General features: G+C 62.8%; 22 protein-coding genes and 1 pseudogene. 19 read left to right on the forward strand and 4 right to left on the reverse strand.

Going from position 1 to position 25093, the window contains the following annotated elements; all coding sequences use genetic code 11:
- The 3 genes and pseudogenes from ACTHL0_RS21470 to ACTHL0_RS21480 all read left to right on the forward strand — a co-directional run.
- Positions 1 to 755 (forward strand): annotated as a pseudogene (locus tag ACTHL0_RS21470) (glucose-6-phosphate isomerase); the annotation flags it as partial.
- Entirely contained in the window at positions 752 to 2230 is a 1479-nt protein-coding gene (gene zwf / locus ACTHL0_RS21475; protein WP_440568918.1) for a glucose-6-phosphate dehydrogenase, read from the forward strand. The pseudogene ACTHL0_RS21470 and the gene zwf, both read left to right, overlap by 4 nt.
- A 52-nt stretch (positions 2231 to 2282) precedes the next feature.
- A complete protein-coding gene (locus ACTHL0_RS21480; RefSeq protein ID WP_440568919.1) occupies positions 2283 to 3314 on the forward strand; it encodes a hypothetical protein in 1032 nt (343 codons plus the stop codon).
- 76 nt (positions 3315 to 3390) lie between these two features.
- Here ACTHL0_RS21480 and ACTHL0_RS21485 read toward each other — a convergent pair whose 3' ends face one another.
- The 3 genes from ACTHL0_RS21485 to ACTHL0_RS21495 are packed head-to-tail and all read right to left on the reverse strand — an operon-like array spanning position 3391 to position 5010.
- Positions 3391 to 4107 (reverse strand): RNA polymerase sigma factor, encoded by a 717-nt coding sequence (locus ACTHL0_RS21485; protein WP_440568920.1) that lies wholly within the window; start codon positions 4105 to 4107, stop codon positions 3391 to 3393.
- Entirely contained in the window at positions 4104 to 4475 is a 372-nt protein-coding gene (locus ACTHL0_RS21490; protein WP_440568921.1) for a cupredoxin domain-containing protein, read from the reverse strand. Before ACTHL0_RS21490 ends, ACTHL0_RS21485 begins: the two co-directional genes overlap by 4 nt.
- Entirely contained in the window at positions 4444 to 5010 is a 567-nt protein-coding gene (locus ACTHL0_RS21495; RefSeq protein ID WP_440568922.1) for a DUF4142 domain-containing protein, read from the reverse strand. The genes ACTHL0_RS21490 and ACTHL0_RS21495 overlap by 32 nt, the downstream gene beginning before the upstream one ends.
- A gap of 258 nt (positions 5011 to 5268) precedes the next feature.
- Between ACTHL0_RS21495 and ACTHL0_RS21500 the strand changes: the two genes are divergently transcribed.
- Complete coding sequence (locus ACTHL0_RS21500; RefSeq protein ID WP_440568923.1) at positions 5269 to 5997, forward strand: FadR/GntR family transcriptional regulator; 729 nt, start codon at positions 5269 to 5271, stop codon at positions 5995 to 5997.
- 118 nt (positions 5998 to 6115) lie between these two features.
- Here ACTHL0_RS21500 and ACTHL0_RS21505 read toward each other — a convergent pair whose 3' ends face one another.
- Positions 6116 to 7861 carry an IlvD/Edd family dehydratase gene (locus tag ACTHL0_RS21505; protein WP_440568924.1) on the reverse strand — a complete coding sequence of 582 codons (1746 nt, stop codon included), beginning with the start codon at positions 7859 to 7861 and terminating at the stop codon, positions 6116 to 6118.
- A gap of 427 nt (positions 7862 to 8288) precedes the next feature.
- Between ACTHL0_RS21505 and ACTHL0_RS21510 the strand changes: the two genes are divergently transcribed.
- From ACTHL0_RS21510 to ACTHL0_RS21580, 15 genes are all read left to right on the forward strand, one after another.
- On the forward strand, positions 8289 to 9203 hold the full coding sequence (locus ACTHL0_RS21510; RefSeq protein WP_440568950.1) for an ABC transporter substrate-binding protein: 915 nt from the start codon (positions 8289 to 8291) through the stop codon (positions 9201 to 9203).
- A 39-nt stretch (positions 9204 to 9242) separates the two neighbouring features.
- Positions 9243 to 10757: a sugar ABC transporter ATP-binding protein gene (locus tag ACTHL0_RS21515; RefSeq protein ID WP_440568925.1), complete on the forward strand. Its 1515-nt coding sequence runs from the start codon at positions 9243 to 9245 to the stop codon at positions 10755 to 10757.
- Positions 10754 to 11791, forward strand: coding sequence for an ABC transporter permease (locus ACTHL0_RS21520; RefSeq protein ID WP_440568926.1), 1038 nt, complete (start codon positions 10754 to 10756; stop codon positions 11789 to 11791). The genes ACTHL0_RS21515 and ACTHL0_RS21520 overlap by 4 nt, the downstream gene beginning before the upstream one ends.
- Positions 11788 to 12897 (forward strand): galactofuranose ABC transporter, permease protein YjfF, encoded by a 1110-nt coding sequence (gene yjfF / locus ACTHL0_RS21525; protein ID WP_440568927.1) that lies wholly within the window; start codon positions 11788 to 11790, stop codon positions 12895 to 12897. The genes ACTHL0_RS21520 and yjfF overlap by 4 nt, the downstream gene beginning before the upstream one ends.
- An 18-nt stretch (positions 12898 to 12915) precedes the next feature.
- The gene (locus tag ACTHL0_RS21530) at positions 12916 to 13845 is read left to right on the forward strand and encodes a dihydrodipicolinate synthase family protein (RefSeq protein WP_440568951.1); all 930 of its coding nucleotides are present in this window, start codon (positions 12916 to 12918) and stop codon (positions 13843 to 13845) included.
- A 14-nt stretch (positions 13846 to 13859) separates the two neighbouring features.
- Entirely contained in the window at positions 13860 to 14786 is a 927-nt protein-coding gene (locus ACTHL0_RS21535; RefSeq protein ID WP_440568928.1) for a Gfo/Idh/MocA family protein, read from the forward strand.
- Positions 14787 to 14985: 199 nt separating this feature from the next.
- Positions 14986 to 15990 carry an arabinose ABC transporter substrate-binding protein gene (locus tag ACTHL0_RS21540; protein WP_440568929.1) on the forward strand — a complete coding sequence of 335 codons (1005 nt, stop codon included), beginning with the start codon at positions 14986 to 14988 and terminating at the stop codon, positions 15988 to 15990.
- 5 nt (positions 15991 to 15995) lie between these two features.
- Positions 15996 to 17549 (forward strand): L-arabinose ABC transporter ATP-binding protein AraG, encoded by a 1554-nt coding sequence (araG, locus tag ACTHL0_RS21545; RefSeq protein ID WP_440568930.1) that lies wholly within the window; start codon positions 15996 to 15998, stop codon positions 17547 to 17549.
- An 83-nt stretch (positions 17550 to 17632) separates the two neighbouring features.
- Positions 17633 to 18628, forward strand: coding sequence for an L-arabinose ABC transporter permease AraH (gene araH, locus ACTHL0_RS21550; RefSeq protein ID WP_440568931.1), 996 nt, complete (start codon positions 17633 to 17635; stop codon positions 18626 to 18628).
- 264 nt (positions 18629 to 18892) lie between these two features.
- A complete protein-coding gene (locus tag ACTHL0_RS21555; protein ID WP_440568932.1) occupies positions 18893 to 19294 on the forward strand; it encodes a hypothetical protein in 402 nt (133 codons plus the stop codon).
- 87 nt (positions 19295 to 19381) lie between these two features.
- Positions 19382 to 19681 carry a hypothetical protein gene (locus ACTHL0_RS21560; protein WP_440568933.1) on the forward strand — a complete coding sequence of 100 codons (300 nt, stop codon included), beginning with the start codon at positions 19382 to 19384 and terminating at the stop codon, positions 19679 to 19681.
- Positions 19678 to 21066 carry a TolC family protein gene (locus ACTHL0_RS21565; RefSeq protein ID WP_440568934.1) on the forward strand — a complete coding sequence of 463 codons (1389 nt, stop codon included), beginning with the start codon at positions 19678 to 19680 and terminating at the stop codon, positions 21064 to 21066. The genes ACTHL0_RS21560 and ACTHL0_RS21565 overlap by 4 nt, the downstream gene beginning before the upstream one ends.
- Before the next feature lies 1 nt (position 21067).
- A complete protein-coding gene (locus tag ACTHL0_RS21570) occupies positions 21068 to 22363 on the forward strand; it encodes a multicopper oxidase domain-containing protein (RefSeq protein ID WP_440568935.1) in 1296 nt (431 codons plus the stop codon).
- A 66-nt stretch (positions 22364 to 22429) separates the two neighbouring features.
- Positions 22430 to 22789, forward strand: coding sequence for a copper-binding protein (locus ACTHL0_RS21575; protein ID WP_440568936.1), 360 nt, complete (start codon positions 22430 to 22432; stop codon positions 22787 to 22789).
- A 231-nt stretch (positions 22790 to 23020) separates the two neighbouring features.
- Positions 23021 to 25090: an NAD(+) synthase gene (locus ACTHL0_RS21580; protein ID WP_440568937.1), complete on the forward strand. Its 2070-nt coding sequence runs from the start codon at positions 23021 to 23023 to the stop codon at positions 25088 to 25090.
- Positions 25091 to 25093: the final 3 nt, after the last annotated feature.

Consider the following 25093-nt stretch of genomic DNA (forward strand, 5'->3'; position numbering starts at 1 on the left):
CGTCGCTGCTGTCCGGGGCCCACGCGATGGACCAGCATTGCGCCTCGGCCCCGCTCGAACGCACCCTGCCCGCGCGGCTCGCATGGATCGGCGTGTGGTACACGAACTTCTTCGGTGCGGCGAGCCACCTCGTCGCGCCGTACGATCGCTATCTTCATCGGCTGCCGGCCTACCTCCAGCAGCTCGACATGGAGAGCAACGGAAAGACCGTCACGGTGGCAGGCGAACGCGTCGATCATGCAACGGGCCCCGTGATCTGGGGCGAGCCGGGCACGAACGGCCAGCATGCGTTCTTTCAACTGCTGCACCAGGGCAGCCAGCTGATTCCGGCCGATTTCATCGCCTGCATGCGGCCGCATCATAAGCTCGACGAGCACCACGCCATTTTGCTGGCGAACTGTTTTGCGCAGACGGAAGCGCTCATGAACGGTTCGCCGTCGCCCGACGCACCGCACCGCAACTTCGAGGGCAACCGGCCGACGAACACGCTCTGCCTGGATCGGCTCGAACCTGCCACGCTCGGTGCGCTGATTGCGCTCTACGAACATAAGGTTTTTGTGCAAGGGGCGCTCTGGCAGATCAATTCATTCGACCAGTGGGGCGTGGAACTCGGCAAGCGGCTCGCGGTGGAAATCGAACGCGAGATCGCGGCGCCGGGCACGATCACGACGCACGACAGCTCGACGAACAATCTGATCAACCGCTTCAAGGCACGCCGCGCGATCCCCGCCGCGCCCAGTGCCCGGAAATCATGAGCAAACGAGCGAACCCCGCCGCGCGTAGTCCGTTCACGTTCGTCCTGTTCGGCGGCACGGGCGATCTCGCGCTGCGCAAGATTTTGCCAGCGCTCCATGCCGCGCATTGCGATGGCTCGCTCGGCCCGGCCGGCCGAATCGTCGCGGTGGCTCACACGCCGCTCGACCGCGACGCGTACCTGCGCTGGGCCGACGAACACGTCCGGCCGCACATCGCCGCCTCACGCTCGAGCGATGAGCAATGGGAAGCGTTTCGCGCGCGCCTCGACTACGTGGAGCTCGATGCGAGCCAACCCGACGCGTTCGCCACGCTGCAAGCGATGCGCGACTCGCTGCCGGGCACGCGCATCTTCTATCTGGCGACCGGCCCTTCCTTGTTCGTGCCGATTTGCGAAGGCTTGGCCGCTGCCGGCCTGACCGAAGGCGCGCGCGTGGTACTGGAGAAACCGCTCGGCTACGATCTTGCATCGTCGAACGCGATCAACGACGCCGTCGGACGGATCTTTGCGGAAGAGCAGATCTATCGAATCGATCACTACCTCGGCAAAGAGGCGGTGCAGAATCTGTTCGCACTGCGCTTCGGCAACTCGCTGTTCGAGCCACTTTGGCGACGCGAATGGGTCGAAAGCATTCAGATCACCGTGGCCGAGCAGCTCGGTGTCGAGGCCCGGGGCAGCTTCTACGATCAGACGGGCACGCTGCGCGATATGGTGCAAAACCATCTGCTGCAATTGCTCTCGATCATCGCAATGGAACCGCCGCAATCGATGGATGCGGATGCCGTACGCGGAGAGAAACTCCGGGTGCTGCGCGCGCTGAAGCCGCTCGACGGCGACGACATCCGGCGCAACGTCGTACGCGGCCAGTATCACTCGGGTGCCATCAACGGGCAGCCCGTGAACGGCTACCTCGGCGAACCCGGCGTGCGCCCGGGCAGCATGACAGAAACCTTCGTGGCGCTGAAAGTCGAAGTCGAAAACTGGCGATGGGCCGGCGTGCCGTTCTTTCTGCGGACGGGCAAGCGCCTTGCCGGACGTGTGGCCGAGATCGTCGTCAACTTCCGGCCCGTGCCGCATTCCGCCCTCGGCACGCAGCCGCTGCGCTCCGGTTCGAACCGGCTCACGATCCGCTTGCAGCCGAACGAATCGATCCGATTGAATGCGCTGGCGAAGCAGCCGGGTATGGGAATGAATCTGCGCGGCGTGTTTCTCGACCTCGCCTTCGACCAGTTCTTTCAGCAGGACCGGATGGAAGCCTATCAACGCCTGCTGCTCGACGTCATCGCCGGACGCCTCGCGCTGTTCGTGCGCCGCGACGAGCAGGAAGCGGCCTGGCGCTGGGTGGCGCCGATCCTCGATGCATGGCGCTTGCCCGATGCGGTCCCGAAGCCCTATGCCGCGGGCACCTGGGGTCCGGCCGCCGCCAGCGCGCTACTCGCGCGCCATCAGACCTGCTGGATCGAAGAAGAAAATTGACCGGGGTGAGCGCGATGTACCCGTTGCTCCCCGCCCCTTCCTGCCGACAACCATGACCATGAACCAACGCTGGCACCTCGAATGGCCCCACGGCTCGCTCGCCGTTTACGCGGCGGGCGGCATGCTTGGCAACGTCGAGTTCAAACATGCAGGCCGTCGGGTGCGGCCGTTTTACGAAGTACCGTGGATAGGCGATGCTGAAGCTGCCGGTGCGCAGGGGTTAGTCGCGCATATGCGCAGCGAGTTTCCTTGCGTGCCCTTCGGTGTGCCGTATCGGCCGGATCAGGTCGGTGAAGCGTGGCACGCAGCGTTGACGACGCCCACTGCCCAGTTCGATCCCGAGACGGATGCGAGCGACGACCTGCTGCACGGCTATGGCGCGATCGGCGAATGGAAGCTCGTTTCGCAGAGCGCCACCGAGATCCGCATCGCGATCGACTACCCCGAGTCGTCGGCGATATCCCGGATCACGCGCGTGATCCGGGCGGATATGGCTGCGCCCGCCATCGACTTCGAATTGCATATCGAGGCACGGCGTGCGAGCGCGCGCCCGCTCGGGTTGCATCCGAACATCGCATTGCCGTCGCTGACCGGCGCACTGCGCATCGATCCAGGCCAGTTCGCTTTCGGCATGGTCCATCCGGGTGGCCCCGAACCCGGCGTTTCGCGTGCGCGCGCCGGCGCGCAGTTTTCACGGCTCGATGACGTACCACTCGGCGCCGGGGGGCATGCGGCGTTCGATCGGCTCCCGCTCGCGGAAGACACCGAAGAAATCCTTCAGCTGTGCGGCGTGAACGGTAACGTCACGATGACCGATGAAGCGGCCGATGTCGCGTATCGGCTCAGCTGGGATGCTGCGGTGCTGCCGTCGCTGCTGCTCTGGATCAGCAACCGCGGGCGCCGTTACGCCCCGTGGAACGGCCGCAATCTATGTGTGGGCGTGGAGCCTATCGCTGGGGCGTTCGAGTTGGGCTGCCAAGCCTCTCTGGCCGCGAATCCGATCAATGCGCAAGGGGTGGCGACGGCGGTGGCGCTCGATCCCGCGGCGCCCGTTACGCTGGCGTATCGGTTCGAGGTGGGTTGAGCGTCGCTGCATGCAGGATGATCGCAACAATGCCGTCGGTCATCGTCAAATCATCCTCGAACCGCGGATGATCGAGTCACGACTCGTCGAGCCGGACGAGCACCGCCGCAACGATCCGATCGCAGCGAGCCCCATCGAACGAGAACACGTCACGCTCGGCAAGATCGAGTTCCTGCGCCAGCGACTCGCGCAGTAAGCCGCGCGCCCGAAACTGCCGAGTACGCACCGTCGCTTCGGGAATCCCGAGGCATTGCGCCGTCTCCTCCACGCTGAGCTCTTCCACACAGCGCAAGACGAAAACGACGCGAAAGGCTTCGGGCAACGCATCGAGCTTGCGTTCGAGCAACGCGCGAATCTGGGCGCGCATCAAGGCATCGTCGGGCGATGCGTCGTAAGACTTGTCCATCAGCATCAGCTCGTGATCCGATCCGTCGTTCGCCGACATACTGACCATCGGCGCACGTGCATGCCTGCGCGCGTCGCGCCGCAACCGCGCCAGGCACGCGTTCACGACCAGCCGCGATAACCAGGTCGACAACTGCGCATCGCCGCGAAACGTGCCGATCGACCGGTAAGCGGCCAGATACGCATCTTGCAACGCGTCTTGCGCATCGGCATCGTCGCGCAGCGTTGCCCGCGCGAGCCGATACAAACGCCGGTTGTAGCGGCGCATCAACTGCACGAACGCATCGCGCTCGCCCGCACCAATGGCCGCCGCGAGCGCGCGATCGTCGGCATGCTGCCAATCGAGCGGTGCACCGCCGCTACCGCTCGATGTCGCTTCGAGGCTCATGGCTTCCCCTTCACGATCAATGTCCCTTGCATCGTCGGATGAAACGTACACGCATAAGCATAGCGCCCAAGCGCCGTCACGCGATAACGCCAGCTAGCGCCGGGCGCGATCGCGTGCGAATCGAAGCGCCCGGCAGCGGCCGATGTCGCTGTATGCGGGACCAGGTCTTCGTTGACCCAAACGACCGTATCGCCGGGCGCGACGGTCACGGTGGCTGGGTCGAACCGCATATCGGCGATCTTGACAGTCCATGTTTTCGCCTCCGCGGGGGGCGCGAATGCAGCCCACGTGCCGATGCAGAGCACGATTGCCGCAACTCGCCGCCTTCGCCCGGGTTTAATAGCCGCCGCTGTCATTGAGTTTGGCATCCAGATGCTTGGCGTGATCGAGGTGCGTGACGAACGCAGGCCGTACTTTGACGAGCAGCGCCTTCAACTCGGCATTGCTCGCGTCGGGAATCAGCGTCTTGTCCATCGCGTCGAGCACCGCTTGATGGTAGGCGACTTCATGATCGACATAAGCCTTGTCGAAAGCCTTGCCGCTCATTCCCTTCAATTTGGCCAGGTTATCGTCGCCGCCCTTCGTCAGCGATTCGCTCGTCGCGTTGGGTTCCGGCGTGACGTTCAGCTTATGCACGAGCTCGCTGGCTGCCTGGTTCACGCCCGTGTGATCGCGCACCATCGTTTGCGCAAAGGCTTTGACGTCTTTATTGCTGCTCTTTTTCAACGCCAGCTTGCCCGCATCGATGTCGACCTGATTGGCGGCGACGACGATGGCAGCGATCTGCGGATCGGTGGGGGCGGCCGCGCCGGTGCTTTGCGCCTGGACGCCCATTGCCGTCGCGGCTAGCGCGGCCACAACGGCCAGCTTGGGGATCGATTTCAGGCTCGTATGCCTTGACATGTTCTTCTCCTATCTGAAATGCGACCGTCGGCCCGTTCAGCGATGAGAACGGGGTGGTCTTGCCGCGATAGATGCCACATGTCAGCGCTGCGTTCCCGCTTTCGCCGTTGGTCGATACGGCGAGCCACATGAGAATGAACGCTGCGCAATGATGGTTTATTCCAAGCAAGGTTTAGCTGTAAGGGGCACATCCCCTGTGCTATGCTGACAGACACTCCGCGGCCTGTGTCGGCGCGAGGCTGACACCATCCCCTCCCTATGGACTATCGACATCTCAAGAACCGCAAGAGCATGCACGCGCGGATCGTGCAGGAACTCGGCATCGAGATCGTCAGCGGCAAGTTCGCTCCCGGCGATAGACTGCCGCCCGAACCCACGCTTTGCGAATCCTATGGCGTAAGCCGCCCTGTCTTGCGCGAGGCCACACGTGTGCTCGTTGCCAAAGGGCTCGTCGTATCAAAGCCGCGAGTGGGCAGCGTCGTGCGTCCGCGCGAAGAGTGGCACATGCTGGATCCGGATGTTCTGTTCTGGACGATCAGCGTCACGCCCGAGGGGGAGTTCTTTCGTTCGTTGCTGACTGTACGCCGCATCATCGAGCCGGCCGCCGCCGCACTGGCCGCCACGAACGCGACGGAAGAAGACGTTGTGCGCATCCGTCGCTGCTATGAGCAAATGGAAAACGCACAAACGTCCGATGCGCTGCTCGAACCCGATCTCGACTTTCACCGCGCCGTGATGGCCGCAACGCATAACGACATGCTGGCCTTCATCGGCAACATGATGTCGATGGCGTTGAGCGAATCGATCAAGCTCACCAGCCGTCACCCCGATACGCACGCGCTGTCGCTGCCACGGCACAAAGCGATCCTCACCGCGATCGAACATCGCGATCCGCTCGGAGCTCGGCAGGCGAGCCTCGTTCAACTGGAACACGCGAAAGCCGATGCCGAGACGATTCTCGTCATCGGTGCGCGTCCCGAACGTTAAGCCGTTCGAACGTTAAGCCGTTCGATTAGACGATTCGATTCGACGCTTCAAGAAACGACGAAGGCCCGCCGTGAATCGGCGGGCCTATTGTCTGAATCAAGTCTGAATCAGTAGGGCTTCAATGCGAATGCGGCGGCACTTCGGCGCCACGGCACCCGACGAGAAAGTCGAAATCGCATCCCTCGTCTGCTTGCAGGACGTGATCGACATACAGATTGCGATAGCCGCTCAGGTCCTTCGGATCGCGCTGGGCGTTCGTTTCCCGCCATGCCGCCAGGCGCTGCGCCAGTTCGTCTTCGCTGATGTCCAAGTGCAAGCGCCCGGCCTCGCAATCGAGTTCGATCCAATCGCCGTTGCGCACGACGGCAAGCGGCCCGCCCGCACGCGCTTCCGGCGCCACATGCAGCACCACCGTGCCGTAGGCCGTCCCGCTCATGCGCGCATCGGAAAGGCGAACCATATCCGTCACGCCCTGCGCGAGCAGCTTCGGCGGCAAGCCCATGTTGCCGACCTCCGCCATACCGGGGTACCCCTTCGGCCCGCAGTTTTTCATGACCAAAACCGAATCGGCCGTGACGTCGAGCTCCGGATCCGCAATGCGCGCTTTGTAATCGTCGAAATTCTCGAAGACAACCGCGCGGCCGCGATGCTTGAGCAGCGATGCCGTGGCCGCCGAAGGCTTCAATACTGCGCCACGAGGTGCCAGATTCCCGCGCAGCACGCACAGGCCCCCATCGGCGACCAGCGGTTTATCGAGCGGACGAATCACTTCGTCGTTATAGATAGGCGCTTCCTGGCAGTTCTCCCACAGGGAATGCCCGTTGGCGGTCAAGGCATCCGGATGCGGCAGCAGTCCCGCTTCGCCGAGGCGGCGCAGCACGGCCGGCAACCCGCCCGCGTAATAGAACTCTTCCATCAGGAAGCGTCCCGACGGTTGCAGATCGACAAGCGTCGGCGTCCCGCGCCCGACGCGCCGCCAATCGTCCAGTTCGAGGGCCACGCCCATTCGCCCGGCAATCGCTTTCAAATGGATGGCAGCGTTGGTCGAACCGCCGATCGCCGCGTTCGCGCGAATCGCATTCTCGAATGCTTCGCGCGTCAGCAGCTTCGACAGACGCAGATCCTCCAACGCCATTTCCACGATCCGCATGCCCGACAGATGCGCCAAGACATAGCGCCGCGAGTCCACCGCCGGAATGGCGGCGTTGTGCGGCAGCGTGACGCCCAGCGCCTCGGCCATACACGCCATCGTCGACGCCGTGCCCATCGTGTTGCACGTGCCGGCCGAACGCGACATGCCCGCTTCCGCAGCCATGAATTGATGCAGCGTGATATGGCCCGCCTTCACTTGTTCGCTCAACTTCCACACGACGGTGCCCGAGCCGATATCACGGCCTTCGTGCTTGCCGTTGAGCATCGGGCCGCCGCTGACGACGATGGCGGGGACGTCGCAGCTGGCCGCCCCCATCAGCAACGCCGGTGTGGTTTTGTCGCATCCGGCCAACAGCACCACGGCATCGATCGGGTTGCCGCGGATCGATTCTTCGACATCCATGCTGGCCAGGTTACGCGTAAACATCGCCGTCGGGCGCAGGTTCGACTCCCCGTTCGAGAACACCGGAAACTCCACCGGGAAGCCGCCCGCTTCGAACACGCCGCGCTTGACGTGCTCAGCCAGCTTGCGGAAGTGCGCATTGCACGGCGTGAGTTCCGACCACGTGTTGCAAATGCCGATGATCGGCTTGCCTTGAAATTCGTGATCGGGGATGCCCTGGTTCTTCATCCAGCTGCGGTACATGAAGCCGTTCTTGTCGGCTGTGCCGAACCATTGGGCGGAGCGGAGCTTACGGGGTTTGTCTGTCATTGCTCGATGCCTGCTTAAGGCAGATATAGTAAAACGATTGAGATCACCTGCATCACGGGCGCCGATCGGCATAAGATGATGATTCACCTCACACTATTCCCGATGGCATCCCACATGTTGGCACAATCTTACGCCTTTCCGGCCGCTTCGTGCCAGATTGCAGATAGAAATAGCATGACTATTGGAACACCGTAGCTGGGGAAAACGCTAATCGCTTCGGGTCTGCACGGTGCCTATAGTATGGCTATTTAGAAAGCAGCGCGGCGCGACGACCCGTCACAGGGAGATCCGGCGTGCGGAAATCGAAGTGAAGTGACGTAGTTCGTTCTAAGTAGCAAAACCAAGCACGCACCAAAGACAAACGGAGACAAGCATGGGACGTACGGTACGGTTGGCCCTGAACGCATTTCTGGGAGCGGCACTCGCCATGTCGCTCGTCGTGGATGGCCACGCACAGGACAAGAAGATCACCCTCGGTTTCGCGCAGGTCGGCGCGGAAAGCGCATGGCGCACTGCGAACACGGTATCGGTCAAGGAGGCCGCGAAAGACGCCGGCATCAATCTGAAGTTCTCGGATGCACAGCAAAAGCAGGAGAACCAAATCCGCGCGATTCGTTCGTACATCGCGCAAAAGGTGAACGTGATCGCGTTCTCGCCCGTCGTTGAATCGGGCTGGGAGCCGGTGCTCACGGAAGCCAAGAAGGCCGGCATTCCCGTGATCCTGACCGACCGCGCCATCGACGTGAAGGATAAGTCGCTGTACGTGACGATGATCGGTTCCGACTTCCTCGAAGAAGGCCGCCGTGCGGGCCGTTGGCTCGAAGAGGAATACAAGAACAATCCGGGCCCGATCAACATCGCCGAACTGCAGGGCACGGTGGGCTCGGCGCCGGCGAACGATCGCCACTCCGGCCTGATGGAAATCATCAAGAACGATCCGAAGTTCAAGATCATTGCATCGCAAAGCGGCGACTTCACGCTCGCCGGCGGCAAGCAAGTGATGGAAGCGTTCGCGAAGACGTACGGCAAGCAGATCAATGTCGTCTATGCACATAACGACGACATGGCGCTCGGCGCGATTCAAGCCATGGAAGAAGCCGGCATGAAGCCGGGCACGGACGTGAAGGTTGTCTCGTTCGATGCCACCAAGGGCGGCTTCCAGGCGATGATCGCGGGCAAGATCAATGTCGACGTCGAGTGCAGCCCGCTGCTCGGGCCGCAGCTGATGAGCGCCGTCAAGGATCTCGTGGCCGGCAAGGAACTGCCCAAGCGCATCGTGACGAAGGAAACGGTGTTCCCGGAAAACGTGGCGGCGCAAGTTTTGCCGACGCGTAAGTACTGATCCCGTCATCCACCGCCACTAGACAAGCGAGCGACGCCCATGAACGGCCCCCTCGTACTCGAAACGCTCGGCTTGACGAAGTCGTTTCCCGGCGTGCAAGCGCTCAAGGGAGTCGACTTCCGTCTGTACGCCGGCGAAGTGCACACGTTGATGGGCCAGAACGGTGCCGGCAAATCGACGCTGATCAACGTCCTCACCGGCGTGCATGCGCACGACGCGGGCGATATCCGCATCGACGGCCGGTCCGTTCGCTTCGGGGCGCCGCTCGAAGCGGAAGCCGCGGGCATTCGCACGCTCTATCAAGAAGTGAATCTCTGCCCCAACCTCTCGGTCGCGGAAAACATCTTCGCGGGGCGCCAGCCGCACCGCCGGGGCGCGATCGATTGGAAGGCCATCAACGCGGGCGCCCGCAAGGCGCTCGACCAGCTGAATCTTTCGCTCGACGTCACGCAATCGCTCGATACCTACCCGATCGCCGTGCAGCAAATGGTGGCGATCGCGCGAGCGGTCAGCGTCGACGCGCGCGTGCTGATTCTCGATGAACCGACTTCAAGCCTCGACGATTCGGAAGTCGCGAAATTGTTCGAGGTGATCCGCCGGTTGAAAGCCTCCGGCATCGCCATTCTGTTCGTCACGCACTTTCTGGAGCAGACGTATGCGATCTCCGATCGCATTACCGTCATGCGCAACGGCGAGCGCGAAGGCGAATACCTCGCCAAGGATCTGCCTGTCGACGAGCTCGTGCACAAGATGGTCGGCAATGTGCCCGTTGCCGGCGAGCGTTCGACGTCGAAGGGAGGCGCCGCTGCGAACGCCGCATCCGCGGCCTCGTCATTCGACATGCGCGGCGTGGGCCGGCGCGGTGCCGTGCAGCCGATCGATCTGACGCTCGAGCCCCGCCGCCACGTCGGCCACGCCGGCCGGCTCGGTTCGGGTCGCACGGAAACGGCGCGGCTGCTGTTCGGCGCCGACCGCGCGGATACCGGCACGATCACCGCAGGCGGCCAGCCGATCAAGCTCGGTTCGCCGCGGCATGCCGTGCGGCACGGCATCGCCTATTGCCCCGAAGATCGTAAGAAGGAAGGGATCGTCGGCGCGCTCTCGGTGCGTGAAAACATCGTCCTGGCCTTGCAGGCGCGGCGCGGCTGGTGGCGTCCGCTCGGCCGAGCCAAGGAACGGCGCATTGCCGAACACTATGTGAAGGCGCTCGGTATTCGCGCACGCGACATCGAGCAGCCGATCGAACTGCTCTCGGGCGGCAATCAGCAAAAAGCGCTGCTCGCCCGGTGGCTGGCGATCGACCCGAAAATGCTGATTCTCGACGAACCGACCCGCGGCATCGACGTCGCGGCAAAATTCGAAATCATGGACTACGTGAGCAAATTGTGCGCGAAGGGGCTCGGTATCTTGCTGATTTCCTCGGAGATCCCGGAAGTCCTGCGCATCAGCGATCGCATTGCCGTGCTGCGCGACCGCCGCAAGGTAGCCGAACTCTCGGGCGATGAGCTCGACGAGCAAGCCGTCTACCGACTCATCGCCGGAGGCCAAGCATGAGCGCCCGCCCCTTCCAGGCGATCGCGCGCCATCCGTTGTTGTGGCCCGTCGTCACGTTACTTCTGCTGTTCGCGCTCGATGTCGCGCATCGGCATGACTTCCTGGCGATCAGCGTGCTCGATGGCCACTTCTTCGGTGCACCGATCGATATTTTGAACCGGGCGGCGCCGCTCGTCGTCGTCTCGCTCGGCATGACGCTCGTGATTGCCACACGCGGGATCGATATTTCGGTGGGCACCATCGTCGCGATCGCGGGTGCGACCGCGGCGATCATCCTGGCAGCCGATCCGACGCACGTGGGCCTCGCGCTCGCCGCGGCGCTCGGCATCGGCTTGCTGGCCGGTGCCTGGAACGGCCTGCTCGCGGCGCTCATCGGCATGCAGCCGATCATTGCGACGTTGATTCTCATGGTGGCCGGACGCGGCGTTGCACAGCTGCTGACCGGCGGTCAGATCATTCCGATCAGCGCGCGAGGTTATCTGCGTCTCGGCGATGGCTTCCTGGCGATGGTGCCGTGTTCGGTGTGGATCGCCGTCGCGGTATTTACTGCTACGTCGCTGCTCGTCAACCGCACGGCGCTCGGGCTGCTCGTGCGCTCGATCGGCGTCAATCCTGTGGCCGCACGGCTCGTCGGCTTGCGCTCGACGGCGATCATGTTCGGCGTCTATGTATTCTGCGGTCTCTCCGCGGCCATCGCGGGCATCCTGACAAGCTCGAACGTGCGCAGCGCCGACGGCAACAACGCCGGCCTGCTGCTCGAACTCGACGCGATTCTCGCGGTGACGCTGGGCGGAACGTCGCTGATGGGCGGCCGGTTCTCGCTCGCGGGCACCGTCCTTGGCGCGCTCATCATTCAGACGCTCACGTACACCACCTACTCGATCGGCGTACCGCCCGAAGCGACGCTCGTCGTCAAGGCGTTCGTCGTCATCGTGGTCAGCGTCATCCAATCGGCGCGCGCACGCGAGCTGCTTGCCGGATTCGCCATGCGGCTGTCCACTTCATCCACTCGCGCCCGGCCGGAGGTGCAATGAGCGCGTTCATTCGTCGTCTTCTCGATCCGCGCACACTGCCGATCGTCGTTACGATCGCCCTGTTTGCGGCGTTGTTCGGTTTCGGCTCGTTCATGTATACGGGTTTCGGTTCGCTGCAAGTTCTGCTCGGGCTGCTTGTCGACAACTCGTTTCTGTTGATCGTCGCCATCGGCACGACCTTCGTGATTCTGTCGGGCGGCATCGATCTCTCGGTCGGCGCCGTGGTGGCGTTCACGACGATCGTCTGTGCCGTCTGCGCCGAGCACTGGCACTGGCCGATCTATGCCGTGGCCCCGCTCGTCCTGCTGATCGGTGCCGCCTTCGGCGCCGCTCAGGGTGCGCTGATTCACTACCTGCGGCTGCAGCCGTTCATCGTGACCCTGGCGGGCATGTTCCTCGCGCGCGGCGCATGCTTTCTCATCACGACGCAATCGATCACGATCACCGAACCGTCGTTTCACAAGGTGGCGGACTACAATTTTCAGATTGGCAGCGGCCAGTTGAACAGCGGTGCGTTGATCGCGCTCGTCACGCTCGCGATCGCGCTGTATGTCGCCCATTTGACACGCTTTGGTCGTAATGTCTACGCACTCGGCGGCAACGAAAAATCGGCCCTCCTGATGGGGTTGCCGGTGGCCAGGACGAAGATCGGCGTCTATGCATTGGGCGGCCTGTGCTCGGCATTGGGCGGCCTGGTGTTTACGCTGTATGTGCTGTCGGGATACGGCCTGCAAGGCCAGGGCATGGAACTCGATGCAATCGCTGCGAGCGTCATCGGCGGTACGCTGCTCACGGGCGGCGTCGGCTACATCATCGGTTCGGTGTTCGGCGTGGGCGTGCTCGGCACAATCCAGACGCTGATCACCTTCGACGGTACGCTCAGTTCGTGGTGGACGCGCATTGTCATCGGCGCCCTGCTTTGCATCTTCTGCCTGCTGCAACGCGTGATCGAACGGCAGGCGGCGCGCCGCAAGTCGAACGGCTCGGGGCTCGGCAGCGCCGCGGCGCGCGACGGCAAAAAGGCCAGCGTCGGCGACGAGGCCGACGGCACCGCCCCTCTCGGGTTGCGCGCACGCTTGATGCGCCGGCCCCGCATGCTTGGATAGTCTTTATTAGGAGTACGAATAGTGACCGCATCGACCCGTCCGTTCTCGGGCCTCTACCCCGTCGCACCGACGCCGTTTACCGAAACCGGCGAACTCGATCTCGACGGCCAACGCCGCGTGCTCGATTGCATGATCGACCAGCGCGTGGACGGCATCTGCATTCTTGCGAACTACTCCGAGCAGTTCCTGCTGACCGATGCCGAACGCGACGTGCTCGTCGATTTGTGCTTGACGCATGTGGCCGGCCGCGTGCCTGTCATGGTGACGTGCAGCCACTTCAGCACGCAGATCGCGGCAGAACGCGCAAAGCGCGCTGCACAAGCGGGCGCGAGCATCATCATGGTGATGCCCCCGTATCACGGGGCGACGCTGCGTGTCGACGAAACCGCCATGTTCGATTTCTTCGCTCAGGTGGCAGCCTCGGCCAATGTGCCCGTCATGATTCAAGACGCGCCACTCTCCGGCGTGACGTTGTCGGTGCCGTTCCTGGTGCGCGTCGCGCGTGAACTGCCGCTCGTGCGCTACTTCAAGATCGAAACGCCGCAAGCCGCGGCCAAGCTGCGCGCGTTGATCGCCGCAGGCGGCGACGTGATCGAAGGCCCGTTCGACGGCGAAGAAGCGATCACGCTGCTGCCCGATCTCGATGCCGGCGCAACGGGCACGATGTCGAGCGCATTACTGCCGGATCTGATCCGCACGGTATTCGACGATTTTCGTGCGGGCCGACGCGACGAGGCACGGGCCGGCTATGCGCGCATTTTGCCGCTGGTCAATTACGAAAACCGTCAATGCGGCCTGCGCGCCGCGAAAACGGTCATGATGGAAGGCGGTGTGATCAAGAGCGACGCGGTTCGTCGTCCGCTCGAGCCGCTGGCGCCGGCCACGCGCGCCGAATTGCTCGAACTCGCGCGTGAAGCGAACCCGCTCGCGCTGCGCTGGGGCCGGTAAGCGCGGAGAACTCGATGAAAAAGATTTCGATCGCTCTCGTCGGTGTCGGCAAAATCGCCCGCGACCAGCATTTGCCGGCAATCGCGGCCGATCCGCGCTTCGACCTGGTCGCCTGCGCGAGCCGCAATGCTTCGGTTGAGGGTGTGCGCAACTATCCGACGCTGGAAGCCCTGCTCGAAGCCGAGCCGGGTATCGAGGCCGTTTCATTGTGCGCACCGCCGATTCCGCGTTTCCAGCAGGCGCGTACCGCGCTGGCCGCCGGTAAGCACGTCATGCTTGAAAAACCGCCGGGTGCGTGCCTGAGCGAAGTTCGCGCGCTCGATCAGATGGCCGCCACCGCGGGCAAGACGATCTTCACGACGTGGCACTCGCGGCATGCGCTTGGCGTCGAAGCGGCCCGTACCTGGCTCGCCACGCAGGATATCCGCCACGTGCATGTGCGCTGGAAAGAGGACGTGCGCCGCTGGCACCCGGGTCAAGCGTGGATCTGGGAACCCGGTGGTCTCGGCGTCTTCGATCCGGGCATCAACGCGCTGTCGATCATCACGCAGATTCTGCCGCGCGAAGTCGCCCTGGTTTCGTCGACGCTGAGCATTCCCGCGAACAAGGCCATGCCGATCGCGGCCGATCTTGAGTTGACCGATACGGCCGGCGTGCCGATGCGGGTCGAATTCGACTGGCGCCATGGTCCCGAGGAACTGTGGGAGATCGAGGTGCGCACGGCCGATGGCACGTTGCTGTTGTCCCAAGGCGGCAATCGGCTGCAGATCGACGAGCGTGACGTCGCGTTGGGCTTCGTGCACGAGTATCCGTCGCTTTACAGCCGCTGGCACGACCTGATTTTGCGCGGCGAGCGCGATGTCGATGCGCGGCCGCTCAGCCTCGTTGCCGATGCGTTCCTGCTCGGGAAACGGGAAATCGTCGAAGCGTTCATCGAATGAGGTGAGTCCCGGCGCCAGTCCGGATCAGACCGGCATCGCGATGCCGGTCCGCCCTGCTGTGCCCATGATTGCTGGACGATCGACCACGGGGTTATTTCGTCGAGCATCGCGTAGTCCTGATCTATTCGTATTCGTTTAGATGCACAGGTTTTCAGCTTCACAACACGGCCTAAGATAGGCCGACAAGAAGGAGACTAGTATGACCAGCAAGCTTCGCCGCTTCACGTTGCGTGCCACCATGGCCGCGCTCCTGGCCGCACCCCTCATGGCCCCGCTTGGCGTCCACGCGGACGAGCCGCTGAAGATCGGCTTCCTCGTGAAGATGCCCGAGCAGGCATGGTTCATCAACGAGCAGAAGGCAGCCACGGCGGTCGGCAAGGCCGACAACGTCAGCGTCGTCAATATCGGCACGCCCGATGGCGAGCGCGTGCTCAGCGCGATCGACAACCTCGGCGCTCAAGGCGCCAAGGGCTTCGTCATTTGCGCGCCCGACGTCCGCCTTGGACCGGCCATTCAAGCCCGCGCCAAGAAGTACAACATGAAGTTCGTGACCGTTGACGATCAGCTCGTCGATTCGGCCGGCAAGCCGCTCGCCGACGTGCCGCATCTGGGCATGTCCGCATCGAAGATCGGCAATCAAGTGGGCCAGGCCATCTCCGACGAGATGAAGCGCCGCGGCTGGAAGCCGGAAGAAGTGGGCGCGATCCGCATCTCCGACTATGAGCTGCCGACGGCCAAGCTGCGCACGGATGGCGCGACGGAATCGCTGCTCGCGAACGGCTTCAAGAAGGAAAACATCTTCGACGCGCCGCAAAAGACGACCGACGACGAAGGCGGCTTCGTGGCCACCTCGCCCGTGCTGTCCAAACACCCGAACATCAAGAAGTGGGTGATCTTTGCGCTGAACGAGGAATCGGTGCTGGGCGGCGTGCGCGCGACGGAACAGCTGCATATTCCGTCGGCTGACGTGATCGGTGTCGGCATCAACGGCGCAGGCGAAGCGTTCGCCGAGTTCCAGAAGAAGGAACCGACGGGCTTCTACGGCACGATCGCTGTCAGCTCGACGAACCACGGCAAGCAAACCGCGCAGAACCTGATCGATTGGATCCGCACGGGCAAGCAACCGGCGGCCGATACGCAAACGACGGGCAAGCTGATGACGCGCGACAACTGGGTGGCCGTGCGTAAGGAACTGGGGATTTAAACGTCATGCATGACGCGAACGACATTATCGTAGCGGGCGCAGCCCCCGTTCAGAAGCCGGACACTGACGCGGCCTCGCCTTACCTGCAGCTGGACGGCATCACCGTCAGTTTTCCCGGCGTGCTAGCGCTCGATCGTGTGTCGTTCGCGGTGCGCGGCGGCGAAGTGCACGGCCTGATGGGTGAGAACGGTGCCGGGAAATCGACGCTGCTGAAGGTGCTTTCGGGCGTGAACGTGCCGCAGTCGGGCACGTTGATGCTCGGCGGCATCGAGCAGCATTTCTCCGGGACGAAGGCGGCGATCGAAGCCGGCATCGCCATCATCTATCAGGAACTGCATCTCGTTCCCGAGTTGACTGTGGCCGAGAACCTCATGCTCGGCCAACTGCCGAGCCGTCTCGGCGTGCTCAGCGAGCGTGAGTTGATCGAGCGCGCCAGCGAAACGCTGGCGCGTCTCGGTGAGCGTATCGATCCGCGCGAGCAAGTGAAGAACCTCTCGATCGGCCAGCGGCAAATGATCGAGATCGGCAAGGCTTTGATGCGCGATGCGCGTGTCATTGCCTTCGACGAGCCGACGAGCTCGCTCTCGGCACGGGAAACGAAGCAGCTGTTCAAGATCATCAACGGCTTGCGTCAGGAAGGCCGCGCGATTATTTACGTGACGCACCGTATGGACGAGGTGTACGAACTGTGCGATCGCGTGACCGTCTTCCGCGACGGACACTCGATCGAGACATTCGAGACTGTCGACGGGCTCGAACGCGATCGGTTGATCAGTTCGATGGTCGGCCGCTCGATCCGCGACGTCTACGGGTATCGCGCCCGTTCGATGGGTGACGTCCGCATTGCAGCCAACGGGCTGCTCGGCCCGGGGCTGTCCGAGCCGGTGTCGTTCAGCGCGCGTAAAGGCGAAATCCTCGGGTTTTTCGGCCTGGTGGGCGCCGGGCGATCGGAACTGATGAAGCTCGTATGCGGCGCGGTGCGGCCGAGCCAGGGCGATATCGAACTCGACGGCCGCCGCATGCGCTTTTTGACGCCCCGCGATGCCGTACGCGCAGGGATTGCGCTGTGCCCGGAAGACCGCAAGCAAGAAGGCATTGTCGCGATTGCTTCCGTGTCCGACAACATGAACATCAGCGCGCGACGTCATTCGAGCTTTGCGAAATGGCTGCTCAACGAACGACGCGAACGCGATTTGACCGACGAGTACATCGACAAACTGTCGATCAAGACGCGTAACGGCGACACGGCGATCGGCACGCTATCGGGCGGTAACCAGCAGAAGGTCATTCTGGCGCGCTGGCTCGCCGAGAAGATCGACGTATTCGTCATGGATGAACCGACGCGCGGTATCGACGTGGGTGCACGAGCGCAGATCTACGAGCTGCTGTACGGGTTGGCCGAAGCGGGCCGGACCGTGTTGATGGTCTCGAGCGATTTGGCGGAAGTCATCGGCGTGGCGGATCGGATCATCGTGATGAAGGAAGGCCGCATGGTAGGCGATCTGCCCAAGGCCGAGGCAACGCCCGATCAATTGATCAAGCTCGCTCTGCCTCAATGAGCGGATCGAATCCTAAGCATTAGTATTGATTGTTTGGCCGTGCCCGCAGCCCCTGCGAGCGCGGCACCGAAAGAGACGAGACCATGCAACAACCTCAAACCCTCACCGCTCCGAGCGGACCGGCAGCGTACGCGGCCAAAACGTGGCGCCTGCTCAACAAATCCGGCATCGTCATGGTGTTCGCGATCTTGTTCGTCGTTCTTTGCTTCACCGTGCCCGACTTCCTGACGAGCCGCAACATGCAGGGCCTGTTGCTGTCGGTCACGCTGATCGGCTCGATCGCCGTCACGATGATGTTCGTGCTCGCGCTTGGGGAGGTCGATCTCTCCGTGGCCTCGATCGTGGCGCTGTCGGGTGTCGTGGCGTCGACGGTCATCACGGCCACGCATAGCGTGTTGTTCGGCGTGACGTGCGGCGTCATTGCCGGCGGCGCGGTCGGCCTCGTCAACGGGGTTCTGGTCGCACGCTACCGGATCAACTCCCTGATCGTGACGCTGGCCATGATGGAAGTCGTGCGCGGCCTCGCCTTCATCGTGTCGAACGGCGATGCGGTCATGATTGCGGAGGAACGCTTCTTCGATCTTGGCGGCGGCTCGTTCCTCGGCATTTCGTATCCGATCTGGAGCAACATCGTCGGCTTCGTCGTGTTCGGTTTCATCCTGCGCAAGACGGTGTTCGGCAAGAACGTGCTGGCCGTGGGCGGCAACGGTGAAGCCGCGCTGCTCGCGGGTCTGCCCGTGATGCGCATCAAGATCCTCGTGTTCGTGCTGCAAGGGCTCGTGACGGGCTTCGCGGGCGTCATGCTCGCGTCGCGGATGAGCCTTGGCGATCCGAAAACGTCGGTCGGCCTCGAACTCGGTGTGATCTCGGCCTGCGTGCTGGGCGGCGTGTCGCTGACCGGTGGCGTGGCGACGATCTCGGGCGTGCTCGTGGGCGTGCTGATCATGGGTTCGGTGCAGGACGCGATGAGCCTGCTCAACGTGCCGACGTTCTATCAGTATCTGATTCGCGGCGGCATTCTGTTGCTGGCCGTGTTCTTCGATCATATCCGCCGCTCGCGTGCCGCGCGGGTGCGGTAACGGTCAGTCCAGCGATCACAATCGCGTGTCCACGCGAGGAATCAACGGCGGACCGGGCGCATCATCGCCCGGCCGCCCTGCCTTTTTCTGCTGAAGTCCCCCGCGATCCTGTCTGATCGACGGCTTGGCCGAGCGCTTCGTTCGGCCTTTTTTTCGTCTGCGTGTCCTTCGTCCCCTGCCCTCGCGCCAGCGAAACAACCCCTGGTTACACCGACACGTTCTAAAACTTATCGTGCCGAACGCCTCGTGCTAGACTCTGCACCCATGGCATATTGGCGCAAACTCTTCATCGTCGTGCTGTTGGCACTGAGCCTGCCGGTTCAGTCGTTTGCGGCTGTCTCGATGAAATGCGTTTCCGCACATGCCAACGCTGCCAAGACGCCCGCCCTGCACGCCGGGCACGACATGTCCGAGCACCACCATCACGACATGCACCGGGTGGCGCTGGCCGGCGATGGTCACCCTCCTCACCACGGCGATAGCCATCACGCGCATTCCTGTTCGACGTGCGCATCCTGCTGCTTCGGGACAGCCTTGCCGGCCGTTCCTGTCGTTGCGGCGAGCTTGAACGCCATGCGCGTCATCACACGTATTCCCCCTTCGGCCGGTGTCGTGTCTTTTCTGACCGACGGCATCGAGCGCCCTCCTCGCAACACCCTCGTCTGATTTTCCGCCGCGGTTAATACCCGCGATGTGCCATTCGTGCTGGCGGTCCCGCGTGGACCCGCCGGCTGATTGACGACGAGAATATCTATGCGACTCATTTCTGCGGCACTGCTTGGCGCGGCGGCCTCATTGCCGACGCTCGTGCACGGCACTACGCCCATTCCCGACCCTGCGGACCCCGCTGCCTCGGTTCCGGCGATCCGGGTTCCGTCCGCCTTCGCCGGCTATCGGCCATACAGCGACGCCGGTCACCCGACATGGCAACAACTCAATCAGGCGGTCCAAGACAGGCCCCGCATGAGCGGCATGACGCACGGCGGCGCCATGAGCCAGCCAACGGGCAGTGAAACGTCGAGTCACTCGCAGCATGAGGAGACCGCCAGATGACGCGCCGCTTCGTCTCCCCGCGCATGGGGGCGGGCATCGCCGTCATCGTGCTGCTCGCCGGCTGCACCCCCTTCTCCAAGGACGGCGGGTTCAACGCTGTATCGTCGACTGCCAAGGAGCGGCTCGGTAAGCAGGCAATCCTGATCAAGACCGATGCCGATCGCGACGCAGTGGCGAAGCAGACCCAGGAATTGCTTTCCAAGCCGCTGTCGATGGACGACGCGGTGCAAGTCGCCCTGCTGAACAATCGGGGCCTGCAGGCGTCGTATGCCGAATTGGGGCTATCCGAAGCCGATCGGGTGCAAGCTGGACGATTGCCCAATCCTGGTTTCAGCTTCAGCCGCACGCGCGCAAACAACGGTGATCTGAACATCGGGCGCGCGTTCTCGGCCAACGTGCTGAGCCTGCTGACGCTGCCTCTGGCCGCGCACATCGAGAGCCGACGGTTCGAACAAACGAAGCTCGAGACGGCCGATGCCATGTTGAAGGTGGCGGCCGAGGCACGCCGTGCGTATGTCAACGCGGTGGCCGCCGGCCAAGCCGCCGACTACGCCGATCAGATCAAGGACTCCGCGGACGCGAGTGCGGAACTGGCTTCACGCATGCGGCAGGCCGGAAACTTCAGCAAGCTCGATTACGTGCGCGAGCAAGCCTTTTATGCGGACTCGGTCGCCCAGGCGGCCAAGGCGCGACAGCAGGCCAGATCGGCGAAAGAGAAACTGACGCGAACCATGGGCGTGTGGGGAACCAGCGCGCAATACGCCCTTCCGGATCATCTGCCGGACCTGCCCAAAGATCGTCCGCCATTGCAGGATCTCGAGCAGTTTGCCATCCAGAACCGTCTGGACATCCAGGCGGCCAAGCTGCGGACCCAAAGCGTCGCATCGTCGCTGGGGCTGAGCAAAGCCACGCGGTTCGTCAACGCGCTCGATGTCGGTTACCTCAACAATTACGAGACCGACAAAGGCCGCGAGCGCGGCTACGAAATCAGTATCGAAATTCCGATTTTCGATTTCGGCAGCGCCAAAGTTGCGCGCGCGCAGGCGGTCTACATGCAGTCGGTGAACCGATTGGCCCAAACGGCGATCGACGCGCGCTCGGAAGTCCGGGAATCGTACTCGGCGTACGCCACCAGCTATGACATCGCGAAGCACTATCGCGACGAGGTGGTGCCGCTTCGCAAGACGATCTCCGACGAACTGCTGCTTCGCTACAACGGCATGCTCGCCAGCGTGTTCGACCTGCTTGCGGACTCGCGCGAGCAAGCGTCGGCGGTGAACAGCTATATCGATTCGCTCAAAGATTACTGGTTAGCGGAAACCGACCTCCAGCAAGCGCTGGGCGGGCGCCTGCCGCCGCCCCTCACCCATTCGGAAGGTCAATAGCATGGTGTCTCGTCGACAATTCCTGAGCGGCTCGGGGGCCGCACTCCTCGGTGCCGCGATGGTCAGCAAGGCCGGTGCCGCTTCGCTGCCTGAGGCGCCAACGATGTCGAAAGCGGCGACTCAACCGCCGCTCGTTCCACCCAATGGCCGCTCCTACACGCCGGTCGCGACGTTGAACGGCTGGACGTTGCCGTGGCGGATGAAAAACGGCTGGAAGGAATTTCACCTGACGGCCGAACCGGTGGTACGGGAAATGGCACCCGGCATGAAAGCGAACCTCTGGGGTTACAACGGTCAGTCGCCCGGCCCGACGATCGAGGCGGTGGAAGGCGACAAGGTTCGCATTTTCGTCACCAACAGGCTGCCCGAGCACACGACGATCCACTGGCACGGCATGCGGCTGCCGAACGGCATGGACGGGGTCGGCGGGCTGACGCAGCCCCATATCCCCCCGGGCAAGACATTCGTCTATGAGTTCCAGCTGGAGGATCACGGCACGTTCATGTATCACCCGCACGCCGACGAGATGGTGCAAATGGCGATGGGCATGATGGGCATGTTCATCGTCCATCCGAAAGATCGGAGCGTGATGCCGGTCGATCGCGATTTCGTATTTCTGCTGGCCGCCTACGACATCGACCCGGGCAGTTTCACGCCGCGCGTCAACGAGATGACGGACTTCAACATGTGGACGTTCAACTCGCGCGTGTTCCCCGGCATCGATCCGTTGCCGGTGCGGGCCGGCGATCGCGTACGCATCCGGTTCGGCAATCTGACGATGACGAATCACCCGATTCACCTGCACGGCTACCACTTCGAGGTAGCGGGTACCGACGGCGGATGGATTCCGCCGTCGGCTCGTTGGCCCGAAGTGACAGCGGACGTCGCGGTAGGTCAGATGCGCGCGATCGAGTTCACCGCGGACCGGCCGGGGGACTGGGCATTTCATTGCCATAAGTCGCACCACACGATGAACGCGATGGGACACAGCGTCCCGAACATGATCGGCGTGCCGCAGAAGGACCTGGCCGAACGCATCGAAAAGCTGGTGCCCGACTACATGGCGATGGGCAGCACCGGCGGTGCGATGGGCGAGATGGAAATGCCGCTGCCGGACAACACCTTGCCGATGATGACGGGCACGGGACCATTCGGCCCCGTGGAAATGGGCGGCATGTTCACCGTCGTCAAAGTCCGGCAGGGACTCGGGCGAAACGATTACCGCGACCCAGGCTGGTTCAAGCATCCGAAGGGGACGGTCGCGTATGAATACACCGGTGAGCTGCCGGACAGCTGATTGACGCAATGCGGTCGGGCCAAGCTCGACGCTCTGCTTTACCACTTGAACCCAGGAGTAAGCACGATGAAAAAAGCACTAAAGAAAGCACTAGCCTCCCTTGCAATGGGCTGTGCCATGGCATTCTCCGCCACGTCGCATGCCGCTGGCGATATGAGTCATGCGGACACGAGCAGCGCCGCACAGCAAAGCGCCGACGCAGAGAACAGCATGTCGCATGGCGAAATTAAGAAGGTCGACACGGCTGCCGGCAAGCTGACCATCAAGCACGGTCCGCTCGACAACCTTGGCATGGGAGCCATGACGATGGTGTTTAAAGTCAACGATCCGGCGCTGCTGTCGCAGGTGAAGGCCGGCGACAAGGTCGACTTCATTGCGGACGAAGTGAACGGCGCATTGACGGTCGTCAAACTTCGAAAGCAATGACGAAATCCGGCGGGGGGGCGCGCAGGCGTCGGCCACCCGTCTTTTCCGCCGAATATCGATACCATTGCATGAGATATTGGGCCGCGCATCGATCGGCGGCGCCGGATTGACCTGCGGGTGATGCGACGATCTGATATCAATAGAAGCACGGACCGTCCGGCTGCCAGTGCACCGCACTGCGCGAACGCGCCGTTGCTTCGTTATCGGTAACACCGTGCAAGGATGATCGTCATGCCGCATGCGCCGAGCTTCTTCAACTTGTACCGTCACAACTTCGCTCGCATTGCCGTGGGCGTCCCACGCGCGCATGTGGCCGATCCGGAGGCGAACGCCAAGGAAACGATCGAACTCATGCGCCGTGCCGATGGGCGTCACGCCGCGTTGACGGTGTTTCCCGAGCTTGGACTCTCGGCTTACGCCTGCGACGATCTATTCCATCAGCGCGCACTGCTGGACGCGTGTCTCGCCGCGCTGCAGGAGGTCACGCTCGCGTCCCGCGAAGTCAACACGGTTGCAATTGTGGGTTTGCCGCTCGAAATGGATGGTTTGCTGTTCAACTGCGCGGCCGTCGTGCATCGCGGCCGGCTTCTCGGCATCGTGCCAAAAACGTATTTGCCGAATTACCGCGAGTTCTACGAGCCGAGGCAGTTTGCGCGAGGCGACCGGTTATTGCGCGACTCCATTTCGCTGTTCGGACTACCGGACGTCCCCTGCGGCTGTGCGCTGCTGTTTCGGTTCGAACAACAACCGATGCTCACGTTTCACATCGAAATTTGTGAGGACTTGTGGGTGCCTATCCCACCGTCATCGTTCGCGGCCTTGGCCGGCGCGACAGTTCTGCTGAACCTCTCGGCATCGAACGTGACCGTGGGCAAGGCCGACTTCCGTCGTGAACTCGTCGGCAGTCAATCGGCACGATGTCTGGCGGCCTACGCCTACAGCGCTGCCGGTTACGGCGAATCGACAACCGATTTGGCGTGGGACGGACACGGCCTGGTTTACGAAAACGGCACCCGGTTAGTCGAAACGCAACGATTTCTCGATGCGTCGCAATGTGTGATCGCCGACGTCGACTTAGACCGCTTAACCAGCGAACGCATGCGTCAAACGACATTCGGCGATGCCGCCTACGCTCATCGAACGACATGCGCGCGGTTTCGCACTGTCACGCTAGCGGCCGTCTTTCCGCGCACGATTCGACTGCCGCTCGAGCGCGCGTACGAGCGCTTTCCGTATGTACCATCCGATCCGGCTCGGCGCGACGAACGTTGCCACGAAATCTACGATATCCAAGTGCAAGGGCTGGTGACGCGCATGCGCGCAGCGAAGGTGTCGCGGCTGGTGATCGGCGTATCGGGCGGGCTCGATTCGACTCAAGCGCTGCTCGTCAGCATGCGCGCCGTCGCCGCGTTGCAACTGCCGCGCACGGCGGTCATCGCTTGCATCATGCCCGGCTTCGGTACAAGCGAGCGGGCACTCGATCAAGCACGCCGCCTCGTCGCGGGGCTTGGATGCGAGGCAAGCGAAATCGACATTCGTCCGAGTTGCCTGCGCATGTTGGAAGACATCGGCCATCCCTACGCGAACGGCGAGCCGGTGCACGACCTGACGTTCGAGAATGTGCAGGCCGGAGAGCGGACCAGTCATTTATTCAGGATGGCGAATCAATATGGTGCGCTGGTAGTGGGCACCGGCGACCTGAGTGAGTTGGCCCTGGGCTATTGCACATATGGTGTCGGTGATCATATGTCGCACTATGGCGTGAATGCCAGTGTGCCGAAAACGCTGATTCAATACATGATCCGTCGCAGCGCGCAATGGGGCACACTCGGCGCCGAGGCGAGCGCCGCTTTGCTTGACGTACTCGATACGGAGATCAGTCCCGAACTGATTCCTGCGGGCACGACGGGCGACGTTCAGCGAAGCGAAGACACGGTGGGGCCTTATGAGTTGCAGGACTTCCATCTCTACTATGTGTTGCGTTTCGGCTATCGGCCCTCGAAGGTCGCATTTTTAGCGTGGTCGGCATGGCATGACGTCACGTCAGGATCGTGGCCAGATCTACCCGAGGCCAAGCGGCACAGGTACGATATCGGCGAGATCAAACATTGGCTCGGGATCTTTCTCGAGCGTTTTTTTGGCGGGCAGCAGTTCAAGCGCAGTTGCTTGCCGAACGGCCCGAAAGTCGGCTCCGGCGGCTCTCTATCGCCGCGCGGCGATTATCGCGCGCCGAGCGATTCGACGGCCGCTGCATGGATGGCCGAACTGGATGTGATACCCGATGAGGATGAGGGCCATTGATCA

The organism is Trinickia sp., from assembly GCF_051961175.1.
Lineage (GTDB): Bacteria > Pseudomonadota > Gammaproteobacteria > Burkholderiales > Burkholderiaceae > Trinickia.

What these genes read in the sequence shown, in the direction of transcription:
- zwf (WP_440568918.1), top strand. Translation starts at nt 752, where the DNA reads ATGAGCAAACGAGCGAACCCCGCCGCGCGTAGTCCGTTCACGTTCGTC.
- ACTHL0_RS21480 (WP_440568919.1), top strand. Translation starts at nt 2,283, where the DNA reads ATGACCATGAACCAACGCTGGCACCTCGAATGGCCCCACGGCTCGCTC.
- ACTHL0_RS21485 (WP_440568920.1), bottom strand. Translation starts at nt 4,107, where the DNA reads ATGAGCCTCGAAGCGACATCGAGCGGTAGCGGCGGTGCACCGCTCGAT.
- ACTHL0_RS21490 (WP_440568921.1), bottom strand. Translation starts at nt 4,475, where the DNA reads ATGCCAAACTCAATGACAGCGGCGGCTATTAAACCCGGGCGAAGGCGG.
- ACTHL0_RS21495 (WP_440568922.1), bottom strand. Translation starts at nt 5,010, where the DNA reads ATGTCAAGGCATACGAGCCTGAAATCGATCCCCAAGCTGGCCGTTGTG.
- ACTHL0_RS21500 (WP_440568923.1), top strand. Translation starts at nt 5,269, where the DNA reads ATGGACTATCGACATCTCAAGAACCGCAAGAGCATGCACGCGCGGATC.
- ACTHL0_RS21505 (WP_440568924.1), bottom strand. Translation starts at nt 7,861, where the DNA reads ATGACAGACAAACCCCGTAAGCTCCGCTCCGCCCAATGGTTCGGCACA.
- ACTHL0_RS21510 (WP_440568950.1), top strand. Translation starts at nt 8,289, where the DNA reads ATGTCGCTCGTCGTGGATGGCCACGCACAGGACAAGAAGATCACCCTC.
- ACTHL0_RS21515 (WP_440568925.1), top strand. Translation starts at nt 9,243, where the DNA reads ATGAACGGCCCCCTCGTACTCGAAACGCTCGGCTTGACGAAGTCGTTT.
- ACTHL0_RS21520 (WP_440568926.1), top strand. Translation starts at nt 10,754, where the DNA reads ATGAGCGCCCGCCCCTTCCAGGCGATCGCGCGCCATCCGTTGTTGTGG.
- yjfF (WP_440568927.1), top strand. Translation starts at nt 11,788, where the DNA reads ATGAGCGCGTTCATTCGTCGTCTTCTCGATCCGCGCACACTGCCGATC.
- ACTHL0_RS21535 (WP_440568928.1), top strand. Translation starts at nt 13,860, where the DNA reads ATGAAAAAGATTTCGATCGCTCTCGTCGGTGTCGGCAAAATCGCCCGC.
- ACTHL0_RS21540 (WP_440568929.1), top strand. Translation starts at nt 14,986, where the DNA reads ATGACCAGCAAGCTTCGCCGCTTCACGTTGCGTGCCACCATGGCCGCG.
- araG (WP_440568930.1), top strand. Translation starts at nt 15,996, where the DNA reads ATGCATGACGCGAACGACATTATCGTAGCGGGCGCAGCCCCCGTTCAG.
- araH (WP_440568931.1), top strand. Translation starts at nt 17,633, where the DNA reads ATGCAACAACCTCAAACCCTCACCGCTCCGAGCGGACCGGCAGCGTAC.
- ACTHL0_RS21555 (WP_440568932.1), top strand. Translation starts at nt 18,893, where the DNA reads ATGGCATATTGGCGCAAACTCTTCATCGTCGTGCTGTTGGCACTGAGC.
- ACTHL0_RS21560 (WP_440568933.1), top strand. Translation starts at nt 19,382, where the DNA reads ATGCGACTCATTTCTGCGGCACTGCTTGGCGCGGCGGCCTCATTGCCG.
- ACTHL0_RS21565 (WP_440568934.1), top strand. Translation starts at nt 19,678, where the DNA reads ATGACGCGCCGCTTCGTCTCCCCGCGCATGGGGGCGGGCATCGCCGTC.
- ACTHL0_RS21570 (WP_440568935.1), top strand. Translation starts at nt 21,068, where the DNA reads ATGGTGTCTCGTCGACAATTCCTGAGCGGCTCGGGGGCCGCACTCCTC.
- ACTHL0_RS21575 (WP_440568936.1), top strand. Translation starts at nt 22,430, where the DNA reads ATGAAAAAAGCACTAAAGAAAGCACTAGCCTCCCTTGCAATGGGCTGT.
- ACTHL0_RS21580 (WP_440568937.1), top strand. Translation starts at nt 23,021, where the DNA reads ATGCCGCATGCGCCGAGCTTCTTCAACTTGTACCGTCACAACTTCGCT.